20 protein-coding genes are annotated in these 16995 nt (G+C 36.3%); 12 read left to right on the plus strand and 8 right to left on the minus strand.

From position 1 onward, the window contains the following. Positions 1-19: 19 nt before the first annotated feature. From yhaM to V7138_RS13990, 4 genes are all read left to right on the plus strand, one after another. Positions 20-964, plus strand: a complete 945-nt coding sequence (yhaM, locus tag V7138_RS13975; protein WP_335398337.1) for a 3'-5' exoribonuclease YhaM — start codon at positions 20-22, stop codon at positions 962-964. 98 nt (positions 965-1062) lie between these two features. Further along, entirely contained in the window at positions 1063-1905 is an 843-nt protein-coding gene (locus tag V7138_RS13980) for a hypothetical protein (RefSeq protein ID WP_335398340.1), read from the plus strand. An 84-nt stretch (positions 1906-1989) separates the two neighbouring features. Beyond that, complete coding sequence (locus V7138_RS13985) at positions 1990-2349, plus strand: YtxH domain-containing protein (protein ID WP_335398342.1); 360 nt, start codon at positions 1990-1992, stop codon at positions 2347-2349. A 109-nt stretch (positions 2350-2458) separates the two neighbouring features. Then, a complete protein-coding gene (locus tag V7138_RS13990; RefSeq protein ID WP_335398343.1) occupies positions 2459-3037 on the plus strand; it encodes an HTH-type transcriptional regulator Hpr in 579 nt (192 codons plus the stop codon). A 7-nt stretch (positions 3038-3044) separates the two neighbouring features. Here the strand turns inward: V7138_RS13990 and V7138_RS13995 are convergent, their stop codons facing one another. Next, positions 3045-3386 carry a DUF1878 family protein gene (locus V7138_RS13995; protein ID WP_335398346.1) on the minus strand — a complete coding sequence of 114 codons (342 nt, stop codon included), beginning with the start codon at positions 3384-3386 and terminating at the stop codon, positions 3045-3047. A 236-nt stretch (positions 3387-3622) separates the two neighbouring features. On the opposite strand from V7138_RS13995, the gene V7138_RS14000 reads away from it, so the two are divergent. Both V7138_RS14000 and V7138_RS14005 read left to right on the plus strand, forming a co-directional pair. Continuing rightward, positions 3623-4162: a DUF3267 domain-containing protein gene (locus tag V7138_RS14000; protein WP_335398348.1), complete on the plus strand. Its 540-nt coding sequence runs from the start codon at positions 3623-3625 to the stop codon at positions 4160-4162. Between the two features lie 64 nt (positions 4163-4226). Next, entirely contained in the window at positions 4227-4421 is a 195-nt protein-coding gene (locus V7138_RS14005) for a hypothetical protein (RefSeq protein WP_438824359.1), read from the plus strand. Between the two features lie 97 nt (positions 4422-4518). Here the strand turns inward: V7138_RS14005 and V7138_RS14010 are convergent, their stop codons facing one another. Next, the gene (locus V7138_RS14010; RefSeq protein ID WP_335398510.1) at positions 4519-4602 is read right to left on the minus strand and encodes a YjcZ family sporulation protein; all 84 of its coding nucleotides are present in this window, start codon (positions 4600-4602) and stop codon (positions 4519-4521) included. 306 nt (positions 4603-4908) lie between these two features. Between V7138_RS14010 and V7138_RS14015 the strand changes: the two genes are divergently transcribed. After that, positions 4909-5784, plus strand: coding sequence for a peptidylprolyl isomerase (locus V7138_RS14015; protein ID WP_335398351.1), 876 nt, complete (start codon positions 4909-4911; stop codon positions 5782-5784). Positions 5785-5848: 64 nt separating this feature from the next. On the opposite strand, the gene V7138_RS14020 is transcribed toward V7138_RS14015, so the two are convergent. From V7138_RS14020 to V7138_RS14035, 4 genes are all read right to left on the minus strand, one after another. Further along, on the minus strand, positions 5849-6046 hold the full coding sequence (locus tag V7138_RS14020) for a sporulation YhaL family protein (RefSeq protein ID WP_335398353.1): 198 nt from the start codon (positions 6044-6046) through the stop codon (positions 5849-5851). A gap of 240 nt (positions 6047-6286) precedes the next feature. Continuing rightward, positions 6287-6805 (minus strand): tryptophan transporter, encoded by a 519-nt coding sequence (locus V7138_RS14025; protein ID WP_335398355.1) that lies wholly within the window; start codon positions 6803-6805, stop codon positions 6287-6289. A 360-nt stretch (positions 6806-7165) separates the two neighbouring features. Then, complete coding sequence (gene serC / locus V7138_RS14030) at positions 7166-8248, minus strand: 3-phosphoserine/phosphohydroxythreonine transaminase (protein ID WP_335398357.1); 1083 nt, start codon at positions 8246-8248, stop codon at positions 7166-7168. Positions 8249-8407: 159 nt separating this feature from the next. Beyond that, on the minus strand, positions 8408-8833 hold the full coding sequence (locus V7138_RS14035; protein ID WP_335398359.1) for an HIT family protein: 426 nt from the start codon (positions 8831-8833) through the stop codon (positions 8408-8410). A 611-nt stretch (positions 8834-9444) separates the two neighbouring features. Between V7138_RS14035 and V7138_RS14040 the strand changes: the two genes are divergently transcribed. The 3 genes from V7138_RS14040 (at position 9445) to V7138_RS14050 (ending at position 12180) form a co-directional block, all read left to right on the plus strand. Continuing rightward, positions 9445-10185 (plus strand): ABC transporter ATP-binding protein, encoded by a 741-nt coding sequence (locus V7138_RS14040; RefSeq protein ID WP_335398360.1) that lies wholly within the window; start codon positions 9445-9447, stop codon positions 10183-10185. Continuing rightward, the gene (locus V7138_RS14045; RefSeq protein WP_335398362.1) at positions 10178-11407 is read left to right on the plus strand and encodes an ABC transporter permease; all 1230 of its coding nucleotides are present in this window, start codon (positions 10178-10180) and stop codon (positions 11405-11407) included. The genes V7138_RS14040 and V7138_RS14045 overlap by 8 nt, the downstream gene beginning before the upstream one ends. A gap of 62 nt (positions 11408-11469) precedes the next feature. Beyond that, positions 11470-12180: an EcsC family protein gene (locus V7138_RS14050; protein ID WP_335398364.1), complete on the plus strand. Its 711-nt coding sequence runs from the start codon at positions 11470-11472 to the stop codon at positions 12178-12180. A 44-nt stretch (positions 12181-12224) separates the two neighbouring features. Here the strand turns inward: V7138_RS14050 and V7138_RS14055 are convergent, their stop codons facing one another. Both V7138_RS14055 and V7138_RS14060 read right to left on the minus strand, forming a co-directional pair. Further along, entirely contained in the window at positions 12225-13424 is a 1200-nt protein-coding gene (locus V7138_RS14055) for a M20 family metallopeptidase (RefSeq protein ID WP_335398366.1), read from the minus strand. Positions 13425-13519: 95 nt separating this feature from the next. Beyond that, complete coding sequence (locus V7138_RS14060) at positions 13520-15652, minus strand: GDYXXLXY domain-containing protein (protein ID WP_335398367.1); 2133 nt, start codon at positions 15650-15652, stop codon at positions 13520-13522. 177 nt (positions 15653-15829) lie between these two features. On the opposite strand from V7138_RS14060, the gene V7138_RS14065 reads away from it, so the two are divergent. Both V7138_RS14065 and V7138_RS14070 read left to right on the plus strand, forming a co-directional pair. Beyond that, entirely contained in the window at positions 15830-16522 is a 693-nt protein-coding gene (locus V7138_RS14065; protein ID WP_335398369.1) for a TerC family protein, read from the plus strand. Between the two features lie 110 nt (positions 16523-16632). Beyond that, a complete protein-coding gene (locus V7138_RS14070) occupies positions 16633-16968 on the plus strand; it encodes a YckD family protein (RefSeq protein WP_335398371.1) in 336 nt (111 codons plus the stop codon). The last annotated feature ends 27 nt before the right edge of the window (positions 16969-16995 follow it).

Here is a 16995-nt window from a genome sequence, read left to right on the forward strand (position 1 = left end):
AAAAGCAGGGGGAGAATATATGGTAAAGGGCATTGTTCATTATGATGTGGGGCAGCAGGTTGACGTATTTTTATTTATTAAATCATCGACAAAAGGGATTGCGAGTAACGGAAAACCTTTCCTAACGTTAATATTTCAGGATAAAAGCGGAGAAATTGAAGCAAAGCTTTGGGACGCAACTCCTGAAGATGAAGTGCATTATGCAGCACAAAAAATAGTAAGACTTGCAGGGGAAATTAATAGCTATCGTGGTCGAAATCAGCTAAAAATCCGAAACATCCGCCCTGCAACAGATTTAGATGGTGTTACAATTTCAGATTTTCTTGAGGTAGCACCCGTACCACAGGATGAAATGGCTTCAAAAATTACACAATATATTTTTGAAATGAAGAATTCTAATATCCAAAGAATCACAAGACATCTATTAAAAAAACATCAGGCTGCATTTTATGAATATCCTGCCGCAACTAAGAATCACCATGAATTTGTGTCAGGTTTAGCCTATCATGTTGTTTCCATGCTTGATTTGGCAAAATCAATTGCAAGCTTGTATCCATCACTTGATACCGATTTATTATACAGTGGTATCATCCTACATGATTTAGGTAAAGTAACTGAGTTGTCCGGCCCAATTTCAACAACCTATACAATTGAAGGAAATTTATTAGGGCATATTTCTATCATGGTCAATGAAATTGGACAGGCAGCAAAAGAACTCGGTATTGAAGGAGAAGAAGTGACCGTACTTCAGCATATCATTCTCAGTCACCATGGAAAGGCTGAATGGGGAAGCCCTAAGCCTCCTATGATTAAAGAGGCGGAGATTCTACATTATATTGATAATCTCGATGCAAAAATGAATATGTTAGATCGTGCCTTAGAACGAGTAAAACCAGGCGAATTCTCAGATCGCGTTTTTGCATTAGATAATCGTAGCTTTTATAAGCCAACCTTTCATAAATAAACAGTGAAAAACTCGACTCAAATGCCAAAGAGTCGAGTTTTTTTAATAGAATTTTGTATTTCATGGAAAGCTATGTAAAAAAAAGAGGTACGTAAAAGATGGTAAAAGTGATTCTTTTCTTTTTTCTTTTTTTCTATTCAACCCAAATTCATACAGTCGTTGCAACTTCTGAATATGATGAAAAGGACAGCCCATTAAGCTTTAAAGTAGAAATGGTACCATGGGATATGGTGAATGAAATACTTCCTCGAAAATCCTTTTTTACAATCATTGATGTTGAGACAGGGCTTCAATTTCGTGTGCAAAGAAGGGCAGGAAGCAGGCATGCCGATGTTCAACCACTTACGATTGAGGATACGAAAATCATGAAAAAAATCTATAATGGGAAATGGAGCTGGAAACGAAGAGCGATTATTGTGAAGTATGGTGACCAAATGATTGCAGCTTCTATGCATGGGATGCCACATGGGGCAGGTGCATTAAAAAACGGTTTTCCTGGTCATTTTTGTGTTCATTTCCTAGGGAGTACCACACACCGTTCAAACGAGCCTGATATCGCTCATAAGCTCATGCTGCTTAAGGCGGGTGGAAAGCTAGATGAATACATAAGCAACGCTGACCCGTATCATCTTATTGAAATATTCGCTACAGGAATTAATCAAACAGACCGGAAAATTATTGAGCAAACACTACTCCCAACTTCAAAAAGTAAAAAGCTGTACAAGAAATTGAATCAAATTACTATATTTTCAATAACAAATATGTCTTACTTACCATTGAGTGACTTAAAAGGACTTTTAAGTATGGAAATCCCTACAGAGGTTGAAATTTACCGAGATAATCAAGAAAAGGAACGAAAACAAGTTGTTTTCATTTTGGTTCGAGATAGTATCATTGATCGTTGGTATATCCAGCAAAGCGAGTTATTAAAGGATCTGTAATTTGTTAAAAATAAGAAATAAAAAAGGATTTTTTCAGATTTTGTAGAATTCTGTAAATAATGGTTTCAATGAGGAGTGATTACGATGACATCAACTAAATCTCTATTTTATGGATTGTTAATTGGCAGTGTAATCGGTGGTGTGTCCGTGCTTTTAAGTACGCCCACTTCTGGTAAAGAATTTAGAAGATCCTTGAAAAATAATCAAAAATATATGACTCAAAACTTGTCGCACGTAGTTTTAGAAGGGAAGTCACTAACTGACCAGATTTCTAAAACAACTAAACAAGCGGTAAGTACGATAAGTGAAGTTTCTGGTGAGTTGAAGACTTCGTTCAATCAATGGAAAAAAGAAATAGAAGGGAATCAAAAAAATATACAAAAAGAGCTTTCAGAAATAGAAAGCGCTTTAGAAAAACTGGAAAAAGCGGTTACAACCCAGTGAAATCAAAATTTTTTCACCTAATTTAAAAATTTTGTAAATTTACATCTTTATTAATTTTTATTTTATTGGCATAATAGTAATAAGAGAAAATAGAAAAGTGGGTGAATCTATGAAACATGAAGAAAAAATGGCCTCCATCAAAGAAGCGCTCCTTTTTAGTCAGAGAATTGCACAGCTTAGTAAGGCATTATGGAAGTCTATTGAAAAGGACTGGCAGCAATGGATCAAGCCTTATGACTTGAATATTAATGAACATCATATTATTTGGATTGCGTATCATTTGAAAGGTGCTTCTATTTCAGAGATTGCTAAGTTTGGAGTTATGCATGTTTCGACTGCATTTAACTTTTCTAAAAAGTTAGAGGAACGTGGATTACTACAATTTTCAAAAAAGGAAAATGATAAGAGGAATACGTATATCGAGTTAACTCCAGAAGGAGAAGAAATATTTTTAAAAATTGTTGAAGCCTATAATCCTACTAAAAATGGAGTATTAGAAGGGGCAATTCCACTTAAAAAACTTTATGGCAAGTTTCCGGAAATTGTTGAAGTAATGAGTATTGTCCGCAATATATACGGAGATGATTATATGGAAATCTTCGAAAAGTCTTTTAAAAATTTCGAGGATGACTTTATCGAGGTAGATGGCAAGCTTTACAAACGAGTTGAGGAAAAATTAGAAATGTAAATAACGATTATTTGATTGCATCAATAATCCCTTTAAGTTCGTGCATTAAAGGAGCAAATTTTCTTTCCTTTGCCAAGACATCAATGGTTGCTTCTGGGTCTAACCGGGGATGAAGCATCCCTACAAATTGAGTTAAAAGCGGTGTGAAGCCAATGAATCCCTCCGCTTTTTGTTTTTTATAATCTATGCTCAATTGTTCACATGCATTTAACAATGCTTCAACATCTGTCTGTGTTAAACCAGCATCCATGATTAACCTATAAAATGGGGGTAACTTATCATCTAAAAGAGGCAGGATTAAAGACTGATAATACTCAAGTCGTGCTATACGTTCTTCAATGGACTCCATGATCAACACTCCTGTTTAAGATCAAACATCACCTCAATCTCATATTTAATTTACCCAAAAAACACGAAAAAAGTCGAAAAATCATGTATTTTATCGTTCTTTTGGATACCTATTGCATTTTTTTTAGAAACACAGTAAAGTAATTTAGTAAGTTTAGAGAATCTTAAATTAGACATTTAATTTGGATATTGATTTCTACTTATTTTACTTCTTATGATTGCGGATGGTGATTTAGTATGACTTGTTGGAAAACCATTAATCTTTCAAAGGATTATGGATTCCATCGTATTATTTTGATATCCATGATATCAATGCTCATTGCATTTATTCTTTTTTATTTGCCAATGACACTCATGTATTCTTCTACCCGACTTAAAGAAGATGGAGCAATATATTTTTTATTAGCTTTATTATTGATTTATCCAATACATGCGACCTTGCATGTTTTACCATTCTGGATTACGGGTAAGAAGCTATCGGTAACGTTTAAGTGGATGTATGGAATCATTCCAATTGTTTCAACGCGTTCAAAGCTTTCGCTTTCTAAACCGTTTATTATTTTTGTAATGGGTACACCATTTTTATTCATTACAGCATTTTTGCTTGGGGCTTGTGTTGTATTTCCGGGCTATATTCATTATTTTTCAATTGTTGCAGCAATCAATTTCGGTTTATGTGTTCCCGACTTAATCTATTTGGGACAGTTTATTAAGGCGCCAAAATCTTGTACGGTCGAAGAAATAGAGGACGGCTATGATATCTTAATTCACAAATAAGCTTTTCTTTACAAGGGGTGCTAAAATAAGTGTATTAAGATTTTTACGCCAGGTGTATTTGAAGATGGGGGGATTAGGAGTGATCATATTTTATATTCCATTTGCTGCTTTTATTCTGTTTTATATTAATCAAATGACTTTCCGGCTTTGTGAGCAAAAAGAAATTCCTGATGACCGCCAGCCAAAAGTATATCGAACAATCAATATTTTAATTACCATTTTACTTATTTCATCTTATGTAGAGGTCTTGTTTACGTAAGAATTAGAAAAAGGATGACCGATTTAGGTCATCCTTTTTCATTTGAGGTAAACATGTTTTAATGTTTACCTTTTATGCTTTTCTTTCGAAGCATTGTTTAGAACCATGCAGCACCAACAATGATTAATAGGATGAATAACACTACGATTAGCGCAAATCCACCTGCGTATCCACGACTCATAATATCACCTCCATTTTTCTTTATAAGGCATTTTATGCGAAATCATTTGTGAACGAATAGGCATTTGTCTTGCCTTTAGGAATTCTTTTTCACAATTATCTAAAGTTTTGAACCTTTCAAGGCTAGTGCCTTTATTCAGTTCACTACATCCTATTCCCAAAAAGCCTATGTGACTGTGCGAATGTCCCATTTTTTTGGATAACTTTTTAGAAAATGTTTTCTTTCTTTTTTAAAAGTATGTTATAGTAATTTTTGTAGCCTTGGACAAACCGTACATAAAAAACGTATATAGTGGGAGTGTGTATAATGAAAAAATCAATAATTGCCCTTACAGCGGCAGTAGGTATTTTTGGATTAAGTGCATGTAATAATGCTGATGACTCAGCAGTGCTTGTCGAAACAAAAGCAGGGAACGTAACGAAAGAAGAATTATATAATGCAATGAAGGATCAAGCAGGTGCTGTAATCCTTAAAGATTTAGTTTATACAAAAGTGCTATCTGAGAAATATGAAGTTACTGATAAAGAAATAGATGCAAAATATGATGAAATGCAAGCGGCTCTTGGTGCTCAATTTGATGCAATCGTTGAGCAAAACGGCGAAGATTTTGTACGTGAACTTTTAAAGTCGGACATGCTTAAGGAAAAAGCGGCAATCGAAGAAGTTGAAGTGAAAAATGGCGAGGTCATCAAAGCGAGTCATATTTTAGCAAAATTTTCTGCTAATCCAACTGAAGAAGTAACTGAAGAACAAAAAGCAGAAGCTAAAAAGAAAATTGAAGAAGCAAAGGCCAAGCTTGATAGCGGCGAAAAGTTTGAAGATGTAGCTAAGGAATTCTCTGATGATGGCAGTGCTCAAAATGGTGGTGACCTAGGCTGGTTCCAAAAAGGACGAATGGTTCCAGAATTCGAAGAAGCTGCTTTTGCACTTAAAGAAGGCGAAACTAGTGAAATTATCGAGTCACAATACGGTTATCATATCATTAAGGTAACTGGAACTGTTGAAGACTTTGATAAGATGGATAAAGAGAAGAAAGACGAAATCCGTAAAGCTCTCCTTCAAGCAGATCAAACAGGAGCTACCCTTCAAACGGCTTTAGACAAGGCAGTTAAGGATGCTGACGTTAAGGTGAAGGATAAACAATTTAAAGATCTATTTAACACGGATGCTGCTGCAGAATAAGTAGTTGTCCAAATATAGCAAAAGGACCGTTTTTGAACGAAACGGTCCTTTTTATATACATTTTTCACATTGCTTCTGGTTTATTTATTCGTTTAGCTCGTTTTTCTTTTTCCTCGTTCATACGTTCGATGTAAACATGGCCTTCCTGCTCTATATAGGAGTCTTCAATCTTTCTTTCCTCTCTAGTTGTTCGAATCACCATATACGCACTAAAAAGCACTCCAAATAATGCTACATATACAAACCAAGGTACTGATAACATCACTATCCACTCCTTGTCCCACTTTTTACTTCTACTATATGATGGAAATGAACTAGATATCACTAAAATTCATAGATTTTTGGAGGAGAGAGGTACCCTGGCGGCGATAAATCCGCTCTATCAGGGAAAATAACAGTCTATCGACGTTTGCCTTTTGTGTAATTCTATTAACATATTTCGATTATTCTAGGAACAGAAAAAGGGTGCCCAACCTAGTTGGACACCCCATAAAAAATCTGATTATGCACTTACTGTAAAATTTGTACGTTTTATTATTTGTTGTGCAATTGGATAAATAATAGCCATTGCAATAATACCCATTACAGTTGTTGGAAGGACTACACTTAGGAACAATCCGATGAATGTTCCAGGAAGACCAGCGACGATAAGTGCAACATTTAAGAAAACAATTCCAGAAACTAGAATTCCTACAGCAGTTACCGCACATATCATTACTATTGACTTGGTATACTTTCTTGCAGCAATGAAGATGCCATAGAATACGAATGCTGAAACGACCTTGTCGAAAGGGCTAGCAATTTGACCACCTGGGAAACCAGTTGTCAAAGCTGAAATTACACCAGCTACAAGTGCAACAAGCAATACGTATTTCTTTTCAGGAAATAGGATAATCCCTAAAAACATCATGACCAACAATAAGTCAGGTTTCATTCCAAGGTAAATCGGTGGCATTACCGCATGCAGAACAGCGCCCATTCCAATTAATAATGATAATAGTACTAAAACCTTTGTATTCATTTCTCATCTCTCCTCAACTTTTCTAAGCTATATTTTTTTGGATTCCCCAATAGTGCACTCATTGCCTATTGCGAAAATCTTATCTTTCATTATATCAGACTATCTAACTATTTTGTATAACTTTATTCGACAAAAATCTCATTATTCAAAAAGTTTGAGTTGATTGCATAAGTATACTATTCAATAATGGGTCTATTCCTGAATAAAGTTATAGCCTTCGGCAGAGACATGCGATTTTCAAAGGGAATTTTTCGCGCCTAAGTTCAAAGACTAAGAACGCCACATCCTGTGGCAACGTCTTTGTGACCCACCTCGTGTGGGCCTAAAAAATCTGGGTGCAAATACGCAAGGGGTATTTGATTAATTTTCTGATTTAAAGTCATTCATAAACGAAGCAAGTGCTTCAACGGATTCATATGGTACCGCATTGTAGATGGAAGCACGGCAGCCACCGATGGAGCGATGTCCATTTAACCCAACAAAGCCTTTTTCCTTTGCTAGGGCTAAGAACTTTTTCGTAAGTTCATCACTTGGAAGTGTGTAAGACACATTCATAATCGAACGACTACCTTCCTTGGCGTGAGCTTTGTAGAAACCATCAGATTCGTCAATGGTTTGATATAAGAGTGCTGCTTTTTTCTTGTTTTTTGCTTCGACTGTGGGCACTCCCCCTTGTTCCTTTACCCAATCAAGTACAAGTGATAGCATGTAAATCGAAAAAGTAGGTGGTGTATTATAAAGAGAATTTGACTTCACATGTGTATTGTAATCCAACATGGTTGGTAGATTGCTATTGCTTTGTTTTAATAGGGAACCCTTAATAATTGCAACCGTTACCCCAGAAGGCCCCAGGTTTTTTTGAGCACCCGCATAGATCATTCCAAATTGTTCCACATTGGTTTCTCTACATAAAATGTCACTAGACATATCTGCAATTAAAGGCACGTCTGTGTATGTTGGGTATTTCTCCCATTGTGTTCCATAAATCGTGTTGTTAGAAGTAATGTGAACATATGCAGAGTTAGCTGAATGGTTGTCTGCATTTACTTCAGGGATATAGTTGTATTTTTCTTCTTTACTTGATGCAATTACATTTGTCTTACCCAGCTTATTTGCTTCCTCAAGTGCTTTTTGAGACCAAGAACCTGTTAAGATGTAGTCAGCTGTCTTACCTGGTGTTAAAAAATTCATTGGAATCATGGAGAATTGAAGGCTAGCTCCTCCTTGCAAAAACAGCACCTGGTAATCATTTGGAATGTGTAATAAGGTGCGTAGATCAGAAATAGCTTGTTGATGAACTTCGTCATATTCCTTGCTACGATGGCTTAATTCCATTACAGACATGCCAGTTCCTTTAAAATTGAGCAACTCGGCTTGTGCACGTTGTAATACTTCAAATGGCAGTGCAGATGGACCAGCATTAAAATTGTAAGCTCGTTGCATCGTTGATACCTCCTGTTATTGAGTGTTTAGTTGCTTTAGTTGAATAAAGCTATCTTATCACGATTTTGTGGAAAAATGAGTGAATTTTTTTGAAAAAAGTAAAGATAACGTTTACAAGTTATAAAAAAAGACAAGACCTAGAAGTCCTGTCCGTAAAGATTAATTTTGAATTGCTTTTGATATAGTTGATGCGATATTTTGTAAATCCTCGCCTGTATATTGATTTTCATGTGACTTCCATACAATGCCAAATCCATCGCCTTTTCCATAACGTGGAATGAGGTGGAGGTGGAAGTGGAAGACAGATTGTCCAGCTTGTTCACCATTGTTTTGTAAAAGGTTCATTCCGATAGGATTGAATTCTTTTTTGATTGCATTTGCAATGGATGGTACGGCTTCAAAGATGTGTTGGGCTATTTCTGGTGTTAGTTCAAATACGTTTTCTTTATGTACCTTTGGGATAACAAGCGTATGTCCTTTTGCAACTTGACTTATGTCTAAGAAGGCATAGACGTGTTCATTTTCGAATACTTTGGCACTAGGAATCTCACCATTGATAATTTTACAGAAAATACAATCACTCATTTATGTCCATTCCTTTCAAATTTCACTTAATATATAGTATTTTATCATAGGTTCCAAAGATGTAAAAATTTTCAGTTATGATCAATGAAAAACAGGATGCAATCGCAAAGGATGCATCCTGTTCTCGAAGAAGGCTTAAGTTAAAAGGTTTACGGTATCTTTGATAAACACCTCATTTTTTTAGGAATGAAAGTCTTTATCTAGTGGTGTGAGTCAATTCCGTGGTTCAAGCGGACCATCCCCTTGTCTTTTGTATATAAGTTTTTTTACGACTTATATTTCGACTAGGTAGCCTTTAACAAACACCTCATTTACAAAATAATGATATTTTGTTGTCAGTGGTAATTTGTTTCGAACTCACTATCTCTCACATTTCCCAAAGTAACCATCCCCTTATAACATGTCTAAAAAGCTGTCGTCTAAAATAAGGATATTGTCTTTAACAAACACCTCATTCCAGGTAGATGATTAACATCAAGGCTTTTTTCTTGCCCTCTTCAAAAATTAGTATGGCTGTTTCAAATAAAGATATGCAAACTTTTTAACTATGTTAAAATGGCAAATTTTGATATGATAATAAGAAATAAAAGAGAGTTAGAAGGGAGCTTTACATGGCACTATTAGAGATAAAAAATCTAACCGGTGGATACACACAAAATCCAGTATTAAAGGATGTTTCCTTCCAAGTCAAACAAAATGAGATTGTCGGTTTAATTGGACTAAACGGTGCGGGGAAAAGTACGACCATTAAACATATTATTGGACTAATGGAGCCGAAAAAAGGTTCTATCCAAATCAATGGAAAAACCATTCAAGAGGACATGGAGGCATACCGGTCCATGTTTAGTTTTATTCCTGAAACACCGATTCTATATGATGAATTAACCCTTTATGAACATCTGGAATTAACCGCTATGGCCTATGGGTTAGATAAGAAAGTGTTTGAAGAAAGAGTACAACCATTATTAAAAGAATTTCGAATGAATAAGAAGGTGAAGTTTTTTCCTTCCAATTTCTCAAAGGGAATGAAGCAAAAGGTGATGATTATGTGTGCCTTTCTTGTGGAACCCGACCTTTACATTATTGATGAGCCATTTGTTGGATTAGATCCTCTTGGTATTCAATCCTTATTAGAATTGCTGAACAACATGAAAAATCAAGGTGCAGGCATTTTAATGTCAACTCATATTTTGGCAACCGCTGAAAGGTATTGCGATTCTTTTATTATTCTGCATAACGGAAAGGTAAAGGCTTCTGGAACCCTAGAGGACCTTAGGCAGCAATTTAAGATGAAGAACGCCACACTTGATGATATTTATATCAGCCTGACAAAGGAAGAAGAACATGATTGATATTAATGAATTATGGAGGAAGCGTCAAACTCAACATTTTAAGGAAATAAGTCGTTATTTACGTTATATGTTAAATGACCATTTATTGATTGCTCTTCTCTTTTTAGGCGGGGGCGGAGCATACTATTATAATTATTGGTTACAGGATGTTCCAAAGGATTTTCCATATGCCCTTATTATTGCCCTTGTTTTAGGATTCATTTTAACCAATAGTCGTATTCAAACCTTGGTAAAAGAACCTGACCTTGTTTTTCTATTACCGGTTGAAAAGAAGCTAACGCCTTATTTTCAAAAAGCATTTTGGTACAGTTTGGTCTCACAAATTTATTTATTGTTGATTATGTTTGCAGTAGCAGCACCACTGTATCTTGCGGTTACAGATAAAACTTTTTCGTCATTAGCAGCGATTTTTGTGATTGTGTTGTTGTGCAAAGCATGGAACCTTCTGCTGACTTGGTTTACCCAGCATTACACGGAAAGCTCAACTTATTACATAGACATAGCTATTCGGCTTTTATTAAACATCGTGCTCATGTATTTATTATTTTCAGGTGCAGCGATTCTTTATATTGCTAGCATAGTTATCATCATGATCGGGTTGCTCCTTTATTTCAATAAGGCAGTTGAAAATAAGGGATTAAAATGGAATACATTAATTGAGTTAGAATCGAAGCGCATGCTAACCTTCTACCGGATCGCGAATTTGTTCACGGATGTACCGAAGCTGAAGGAGCAAGTGAAAAAGAGGGCATGGCTCAACTGGGTTACAGGGTTTATTTCCTACTCAAAGAAAAATACGTTTCGTTACCTTTATACGCGAACCTTCCTGCGGACTAGTGATTATTTAGGGATGTACATAAGGCTTACGATTATTGGGGGATTGATTATTTATTTTGTCCCATTCGAATATGGAAAAGCCTTTGTCATGCTTTTATTTCTATATTTGACTGGCTACCAGTTAATCACCTTATGGAGACATCATAACCTGAAAATTTGGGTTCGTTTGTACCCAGTAAGTGAGGCGGCAAAGCTATCATCCTATTTACAGCTGATATTTCAACTACTTGTTTTCCAATCGGTTTTATTTACCTTAATCTTGTTCCTGTCGGCAAAAGTTATGACATCAATCATATTATTAGTAGCAGGGCTGGTATTTGTATATCTATTTGTATTTGTGTATACGAAAGGGAAGGTACGTAAGTTAGACCGAATGTATGGATGAAAAATGAAACCTTTTCTTTATTCACACGTAGAAATACTAAATGAAAAGAAGGGTAGAGATGCATGAGCGATTCGTATTTGTTAACAGTAGAAGAGGAATTATTTCAATGGCGAAAAAAGCTGATTAAAAAGTCAAATATGCTTCAACGTGTATCGAAAAAAGCACAAACAAAAGTGAATGGACTGATACCCGAAAAAGCGCATACGGTCATCACAGAAAGTATTAAAAAAATGGTACAGGCGACCTTGGTGGGTTCGGAATATACAACGAAGGGAAATTATCCTCAAGGAATGACATTACAGGTTAGAGAAAAGCTGATTGAAGAAAAACTCACAGTTTATCGTCGTACCGCTGCGGCAGAAGGAGCCGGCACGGGAGCAGGAGGGTTTCTTTTATCATTGGCTGATTTTCCATTGCTGTTAACGATAAAAATGAAGTTCTTATTTGAAGTGGCGGCGATTCATGGATTTGATACAAAAAACTATGAGGAACGACTATTTCTGTTGCAAGTGTTTCAGCTTGCTTTCTCAAGTGATGAGCATAAAAAGAGAACCTTACAAGTAATCGAGAATTGGGAGGAAGAAAAGCATCGGCTGGTGGAACTGGATTGGCGAGTATTCCAGCAAGAGTATCGAGATTATATTGATTTCGTAAAAATGCTTCAACTACTCCCGGGTATCGGAGCTGTCGTAGGTGCTTATGCAAACTATAATCTTCTGGATCATTTAGGTGAAACCGCAAAAAATTGTTATCGATTACGAATAGTAAAATAAAAAATGCAGGGACAATGTATAACAGCTGTCCCTGCATTTCTTTTTTATACGGTAGCTTCCTCTGCTGTCTCAATTGCTAGGTATTTTAAAGTTGCCGTACCCAATGTCTTAGCAGCAATAAGCATCGATTTTTCATCAATGTCAAATTTAGGATGGTGATGTGGATATGCAGCTGTTTCATTCACTGGCATTGCACCTGTAAAGAAAAAGGTTCCTGGAACATGCTGTAAATAATAAGCGAAATCCTCGCCCCCCATTTGAGGTGCCGTTTCTTTTACTTCGACAACATCTGGTACATTCTCTGCTGCTTCCACAAGAAAATCAGTTTGTTCTTTATGATTGACAACAGCAGGGTAGCCTCGGTGGAAAGCATATGTGTAAGAAGTATCTGATGCAATACAGGTTCCTTTTACAATTCGCTCAATTTCTAATTCAATTTGAGTTCGTACATCTTCACTAAATGTTCGTACGGTTCCTTCAAGCTTAGCCGTATCTGCAATTACATTAAATGGATTTTCTGCAACGAACGAGCCAAGAGTTACAACTGCAGATTCAATTGGATCAACTCGTCTACTCACAATTTGCTGTAAATTCATCACAAGCTGAGATCCAATCACGATGGCATCCTTTGTTGTATGTGGATGTGCCCCGTGTCCACCAGAACCCTGAACCTTAATTTCAAATCGATCAGCTGCTGCCATAATAGGACCCACACGGTATTCAATTGTGCCAGTAGGTGTTGTTGCCCATAAATGTGTTCCAAAAATGACGTCAACTCCTTCGAGACAGCCGTCTTCAATCATCGTAATTGCACCACCTGGAGCGAATTCCTCAGCATGCTGGTGAATGAGGACAACAGATCCTGCAAGTTGACCCTTCATTTCATGAAGTGCTTTCGCTAGTACCAGCAATGTAGCGGTATGTCCATCATGACCACAAGCATGCATGACACCGGGTACTGTAGATTTATAAGGGACATCTTTTTCGTCCTGTATTGGAAGGGCATCAAAATCGGCCCTTAATGCAACTGTAGGACCTGGCTTATCACCGTGGATTTTTGCAACAACTCCATTACCGCCCACATTTGTGCGAACATCTACACCAATGCTTTTATAGTAATTTGCAATGTATTCAGCAGTCTTATATTCTTTAAAAGAAACTTCTGGATGTTGATGTAAATAACGGCGGACATCAACCATTTCAGCATATTTTTGATCTAAAGCATTATATAGTTTATGTAACATTCCCGATTCTCCCCTCTTTATAGTACGAATAAATTATATCATGACTATTTAGATTTTTATTGCTTTTCGTAAAAAAAGGAGACCGCTTGGCCTCCTTAATAGATGGTTTCTACCAGGGCATTTCCGTTTTTCGCAACTCTTACTTTTGCATGTTTGGCGTCTCGTTGAAGATCTAAACCAGTTCCTTCTTTTACAAAATAGCTTTCTATTCCAAGGATGATTCCGTCATAACCATTGTACTTACCAGCAATTAAAACCTCATCCCCAGCAAGTGAATATTTTTTAGGGTCAATCGAGGTAAGGATCTTTTCACGTTTATAAACTCCATCCAGATCTTTTTTAGCTAAGATGTAAACCCGATTGCCGGAATGAACATTTGTTAGTTCATCAACTTCGGCAATTTCATAACGTAAGACAACATAATCCCCTTGAAGCATGGAACGTGGATCAACAGGAGCCAATTCAAGTGTAATTTCTTTTCCATTTTTCAGAAGGGCTTCATTGGTACCAATTTGGTATGCGAGGAGTCCTAATTGGAGAAGAAGTATGAGTCCAATGAGACTCCATTGTTTCTTCGTAAAGAATTTCTCATTGTCAATCACTCTAACTCCCGACTTTCGATCTAAAAGTTGGGTAATTACAAAGAAGAGAAGTCCGATAATCAGAAGTGAAAGGGATTTGTGTACAAGTGACCAAACAAGATCATAATAAGTTGAAATAAATAACGCAATCCAAAAGATAAGCGTCTTCCGGAACATAAACACATCGTCATTTCGTGAGAAGTACAGGACTAGTGCTGTTGTAATGATGAAAAACACCAGACTATATAAAATTTCCTGCCATACTAGATTATCTAAAAAGGTCAGGGCAAAGAAGAAGACTAGGGCAAAGAAGGAACTGATCCTTTTTAAGTTAGCTTCTTTTCGAACATAATAAATAATGGCGTTCAGTAGGGAAAAACCTATAAATACAAACTCCAAATGTAACCATAGGCCCAATTCATCTAAGATAAGATTCAATAAACAACCAATGACGGTTGTATAGCTTATAAATCGAATCATCCCATCCTTCATGACGATGGTAACGATAACCGATATGATTAAAAAGAAAATCGTGATAGACGTCGATAGGAAAAATGCCTCAAGCAGACCTGAGAAAAAGCCGATAAACAACAATGTATTTCGAACATAGGGTCCAAGCTTTTTCACAAATAAGCCTACGCAAATAAATAATATACTTAAAATGACAGTCGGATAATAACTCGAAAAGAGCAGGAAAAGGACTCCGCCGAAGCTAATGGAAAACATGAATGAACCTATAAGTGTAACAATCACAATTAAAATGCCTTTAATCGTTTGACCGATTGGTGATTCTGTTTGCTTTGATGATAAATGTCTTGCGAGCAGAACGCCACCAATAATTAGGGCAATCGAAGTTATTGAACCTATTATTTGCAATCCAAGATAACCGATTGCATCTCCGAACAAAAACGGAATTTCTATGATTTTCGTACAAACGTACATACTAACCATTGTGAATAAAATGATTGAAATATACTTATCAATTTTCTTTGTCACCAAATAGAAATAAGAAATCGAAGCAAATCCAAGATATAATACATTCGTCCAACCACTATAGGGTTCATACAACTCAAAAATACTCATCACGATTAACATTACATGTGCCATTGTGTAGGACATATAACGGATTGCTCTATTTGCTAAAAAATGAGTAAAAGTAAGTAAAAATAGGATGAGATTAATGACTGCAATTACAAGGTATATGAGCCACTCCTGAAAATTTGTTCGAACGATGAAGTATGATGAGGGATTCATATAGAACCAATAGGCTAGATGAAAGAGCACAAAGCTCAAAATAGACATAGGTGCATAACGGGTGCTTATTGCAAGTAATAACACAGGTATGAGCCATACAAGAAAAAGTACATAACTGTCTGCATGAGAATTGTAAATTTGCCCAATCAATGCCACACATAACCCAAAAGAAATTGCACCTGCCACCAATAGCCATTTCCCTAAAAATAGTTGATGCGAAAGGATTTTAGTGGAAAGGACTGATAACAAATAAAATAAAAGCATTGCAGCTACTGCAAGAGTTACTTTTTCAAAACGTGTAAATGCTGGCCAATTCGCAGCAAAAAAGTAAAGTACACCAGATAAAATTAAAACAATCGAAGCAAAGTAACCAAAAGGAATCAGCTTCTTCATTTTTATATTCCCCATTTCCCCTAGGAAAAATAAACCTCTTTTACTAGTATATGTTATGGTGACGGTTCGTTGTAATGATTATAATATATTTTTCCAATTATGATACCAATATTTAATGAACAATTCTAGACAAGATAAATCTGATTTGGGGAAACCTATTTCTGAGGTGAATTACTTATGGAATTGTTTTCAGGAGAGTTTTTTTCAGCTCTACTCGCAATTGTAGTAATTGATCTCGTCTTAGCGGGCGATAATGCGATAGTAATCGGTTTAGCCGCAAGAAATTTACCAAAGGAACAGCAAAAACGTGCGATCATCTGGGGTACGGTTGGAGCTATTATCATTCGTGCAGCTGCAACATTAGCTGTTGTATGGCTTCTTGAGCTCCCTGGACTACATCTTATTGGGGGAATTCTCCTCATATGGATTGCGTACAAGCTCCTCACAGATGAACAAGATGACCATGAAATAGAAGCAAAAGGGTCCTTTGGTGCAGCAATTAGAACAATTATTGTTGCTGATGCATTAATGGGACTTGATAATGTTCTTGGAGTTGCCGGTGCTGCTCATGGTAGCTTTTTATTAGTTATCATCGGGTTAATCATCTCGGTACCTATCATGGTTTGGGGAAGCACGCTGTTCATTAAATTAATTGACCGTTTTCCATTCATTGTTACAATCGGTGCAGCCATTCTTGCCTGGACAGCAGCGAAAATGATTGTAGGTGAACCATTCCTGCAGGATTTCTTTGATAATCCTTGGTTCAGATATACATTCGAAGCGCTAGTCATCATCGCTGTTTTGCTAATTGGAACAAAGATGAAGAAAACAAAAGCACAGTCAATAAAAGAAAAACAAAAAGCTTCTTAGATAAAAGGTGGCCAAACAAGGTCACCTTTTTAATATAGATGTATAAAACATGGATAATAATGGATACTAAAAACGAAAATTTGTACATAACGAGGAAAGGAAGTATTCTCATGAAAAGAATGGCAGGATGGGTGTTGCTGTTTAGTTTTGTTCTTTTTGGAGCTATCCAAGCAAATGCCGAAATGGAAAAAGATAACGAAAGGCCAAAAGTGGAGCTTACTAACCAACAAAAGCAAGAGCTTGATAAGCTATATCTTGAACTCCTTGAAACGAAGAAAGTGATTATTAACAAGTACGTTGAATTTGGTGTTCTTCCAAAAGAGAAAGCGGATAAAAAGCTTAACTGGTTAGATGACCATTACAAAAAAATAAAAGAACATGGATACATTCCAATGTATCATCATAAAAAGGACAAAGATGATGATGATAAAAATGACAATGATTAGTCGATGAGCTAGATGAAACAGAAACTG

This window comes from Bacillus sp. JJ1533, from assembly GCF_036965045.1.
Taxonomy (GTDB): Bacteria; Bacillota; Bacilli; order Bacillales; family Bacillaceae_L; genus Ferdinandcohnia.

Coding starts and splice junctions, on each gene's coding strand:
- yhaM (WP_335398337.1), top strand. CDS start 20: ATGGTAAAGGGCATTGTTCATTATGATGTGGGGCAGCAGGTTGACGTA.
- V7138_RS13980 (WP_335398340.1), top strand. CDS start 1,063: ATGGTAAAAGTGATTCTTTTCTTTTTTCTTTTTTTCTATTCAACCCAA.
- V7138_RS13985 (WP_335398342.1), top strand. CDS start 1,990: ATGACATCAACTAAATCTCTATTTTATGGATTGTTAATTGGCAGTGTA.
- V7138_RS13990 (WP_335398343.1), top strand. CDS start 2,459: ATGAAACATGAAGAAAAAATGGCCTCCATCAAAGAAGCGCTCCTTTTT.
- V7138_RS13995 (WP_335398346.1), bottom strand. CDS start 3,386: ATGGAGTCCATTGAAGAACGTATAGCACGACTTGAGTATTATCAGTCT.
- V7138_RS14000 (WP_335398348.1), top strand. CDS start 3,623: ATGACTTGTTGGAAAACCATTAATCTTTCAAAGGATTATGGATTCCAT.
- V7138_RS14005 (WP_438824359.1), top strand. CDS start 4,227: ATGGGGGGATTAGGAGTGATCATATTTTATATTCCATTTGCTGCTTTT.
- V7138_RS14010 (WP_335398510.1), bottom strand. CDS start 4,602: ATGAGTCGTGGATACGCAGGTGGATTTGCGCTAATCGTAGTGTTATTC.
- V7138_RS14015 (WP_335398351.1), top strand. CDS start 4,909: ATGAAAAAATCAATAATTGCCCTTACAGCGGCAGTAGGTATTTTTGGA.
- V7138_RS14020 (WP_335398353.1), bottom strand. CDS start 6,046: ATGTTATCAGTACCTTGGTTTGTATATGTAGCATTATTTGGAGTGCTT.
- V7138_RS14025 (WP_335398355.1), bottom strand. CDS start 6,805: ATGAATACAAAGGTTTTAGTACTATTATCATTATTAATTGGAATGGGC.
- serC (WP_335398357.1), bottom strand. CDS start 8,248: ATGCAACGAGCTTACAATTTTAATGCTGGTCCATCTGCACTGCCATTT.
- V7138_RS14035 (WP_335398359.1), bottom strand. CDS start 8,833: ATGAGTGATTGTATTTTCTGTAAAATTATCAATGGTGAGATTCCTAGT.
- V7138_RS14040 (WP_335398360.1), top strand. CDS start 9,445: ATGGCACTATTAGAGATAAAAAATCTAACCGGTGGATACACACAAAAT.
- V7138_RS14045 (WP_335398362.1), top strand. CDS start 10,178: ATGATTGATATTAATGAATTATGGAGGAAGCGTCAAACTCAACATTTT.
- V7138_RS14050 (WP_335398364.1), top strand. CDS start 11,470: ATGAGCGATTCGTATTTGTTAACAGTAGAAGAGGAATTATTTCAATGG.
- V7138_RS14055 (WP_335398366.1), bottom strand. CDS start 13,424: ATGTTACATAAACTATATAATGCTTTAGATCAAAAATATGCTGAAATG.
- V7138_RS14060 (WP_335398367.1), bottom strand. CDS start 15,652: ATGAAGAAGCTGATTCCTTTTGGTTACTTTGCTTCGATTGTTTTAATT.
- V7138_RS14065 (WP_335398369.1), top strand. CDS start 15,830: ATGGAATTGTTTTCAGGAGAGTTTTTTTCAGCTCTACTCGCAATTGTA.
- V7138_RS14070 (WP_335398371.1), top strand. CDS start 16,633: ATGAAAAGAATGGCAGGATGGGTGTTGCTGTTTAGTTTTGTTCTTTTT.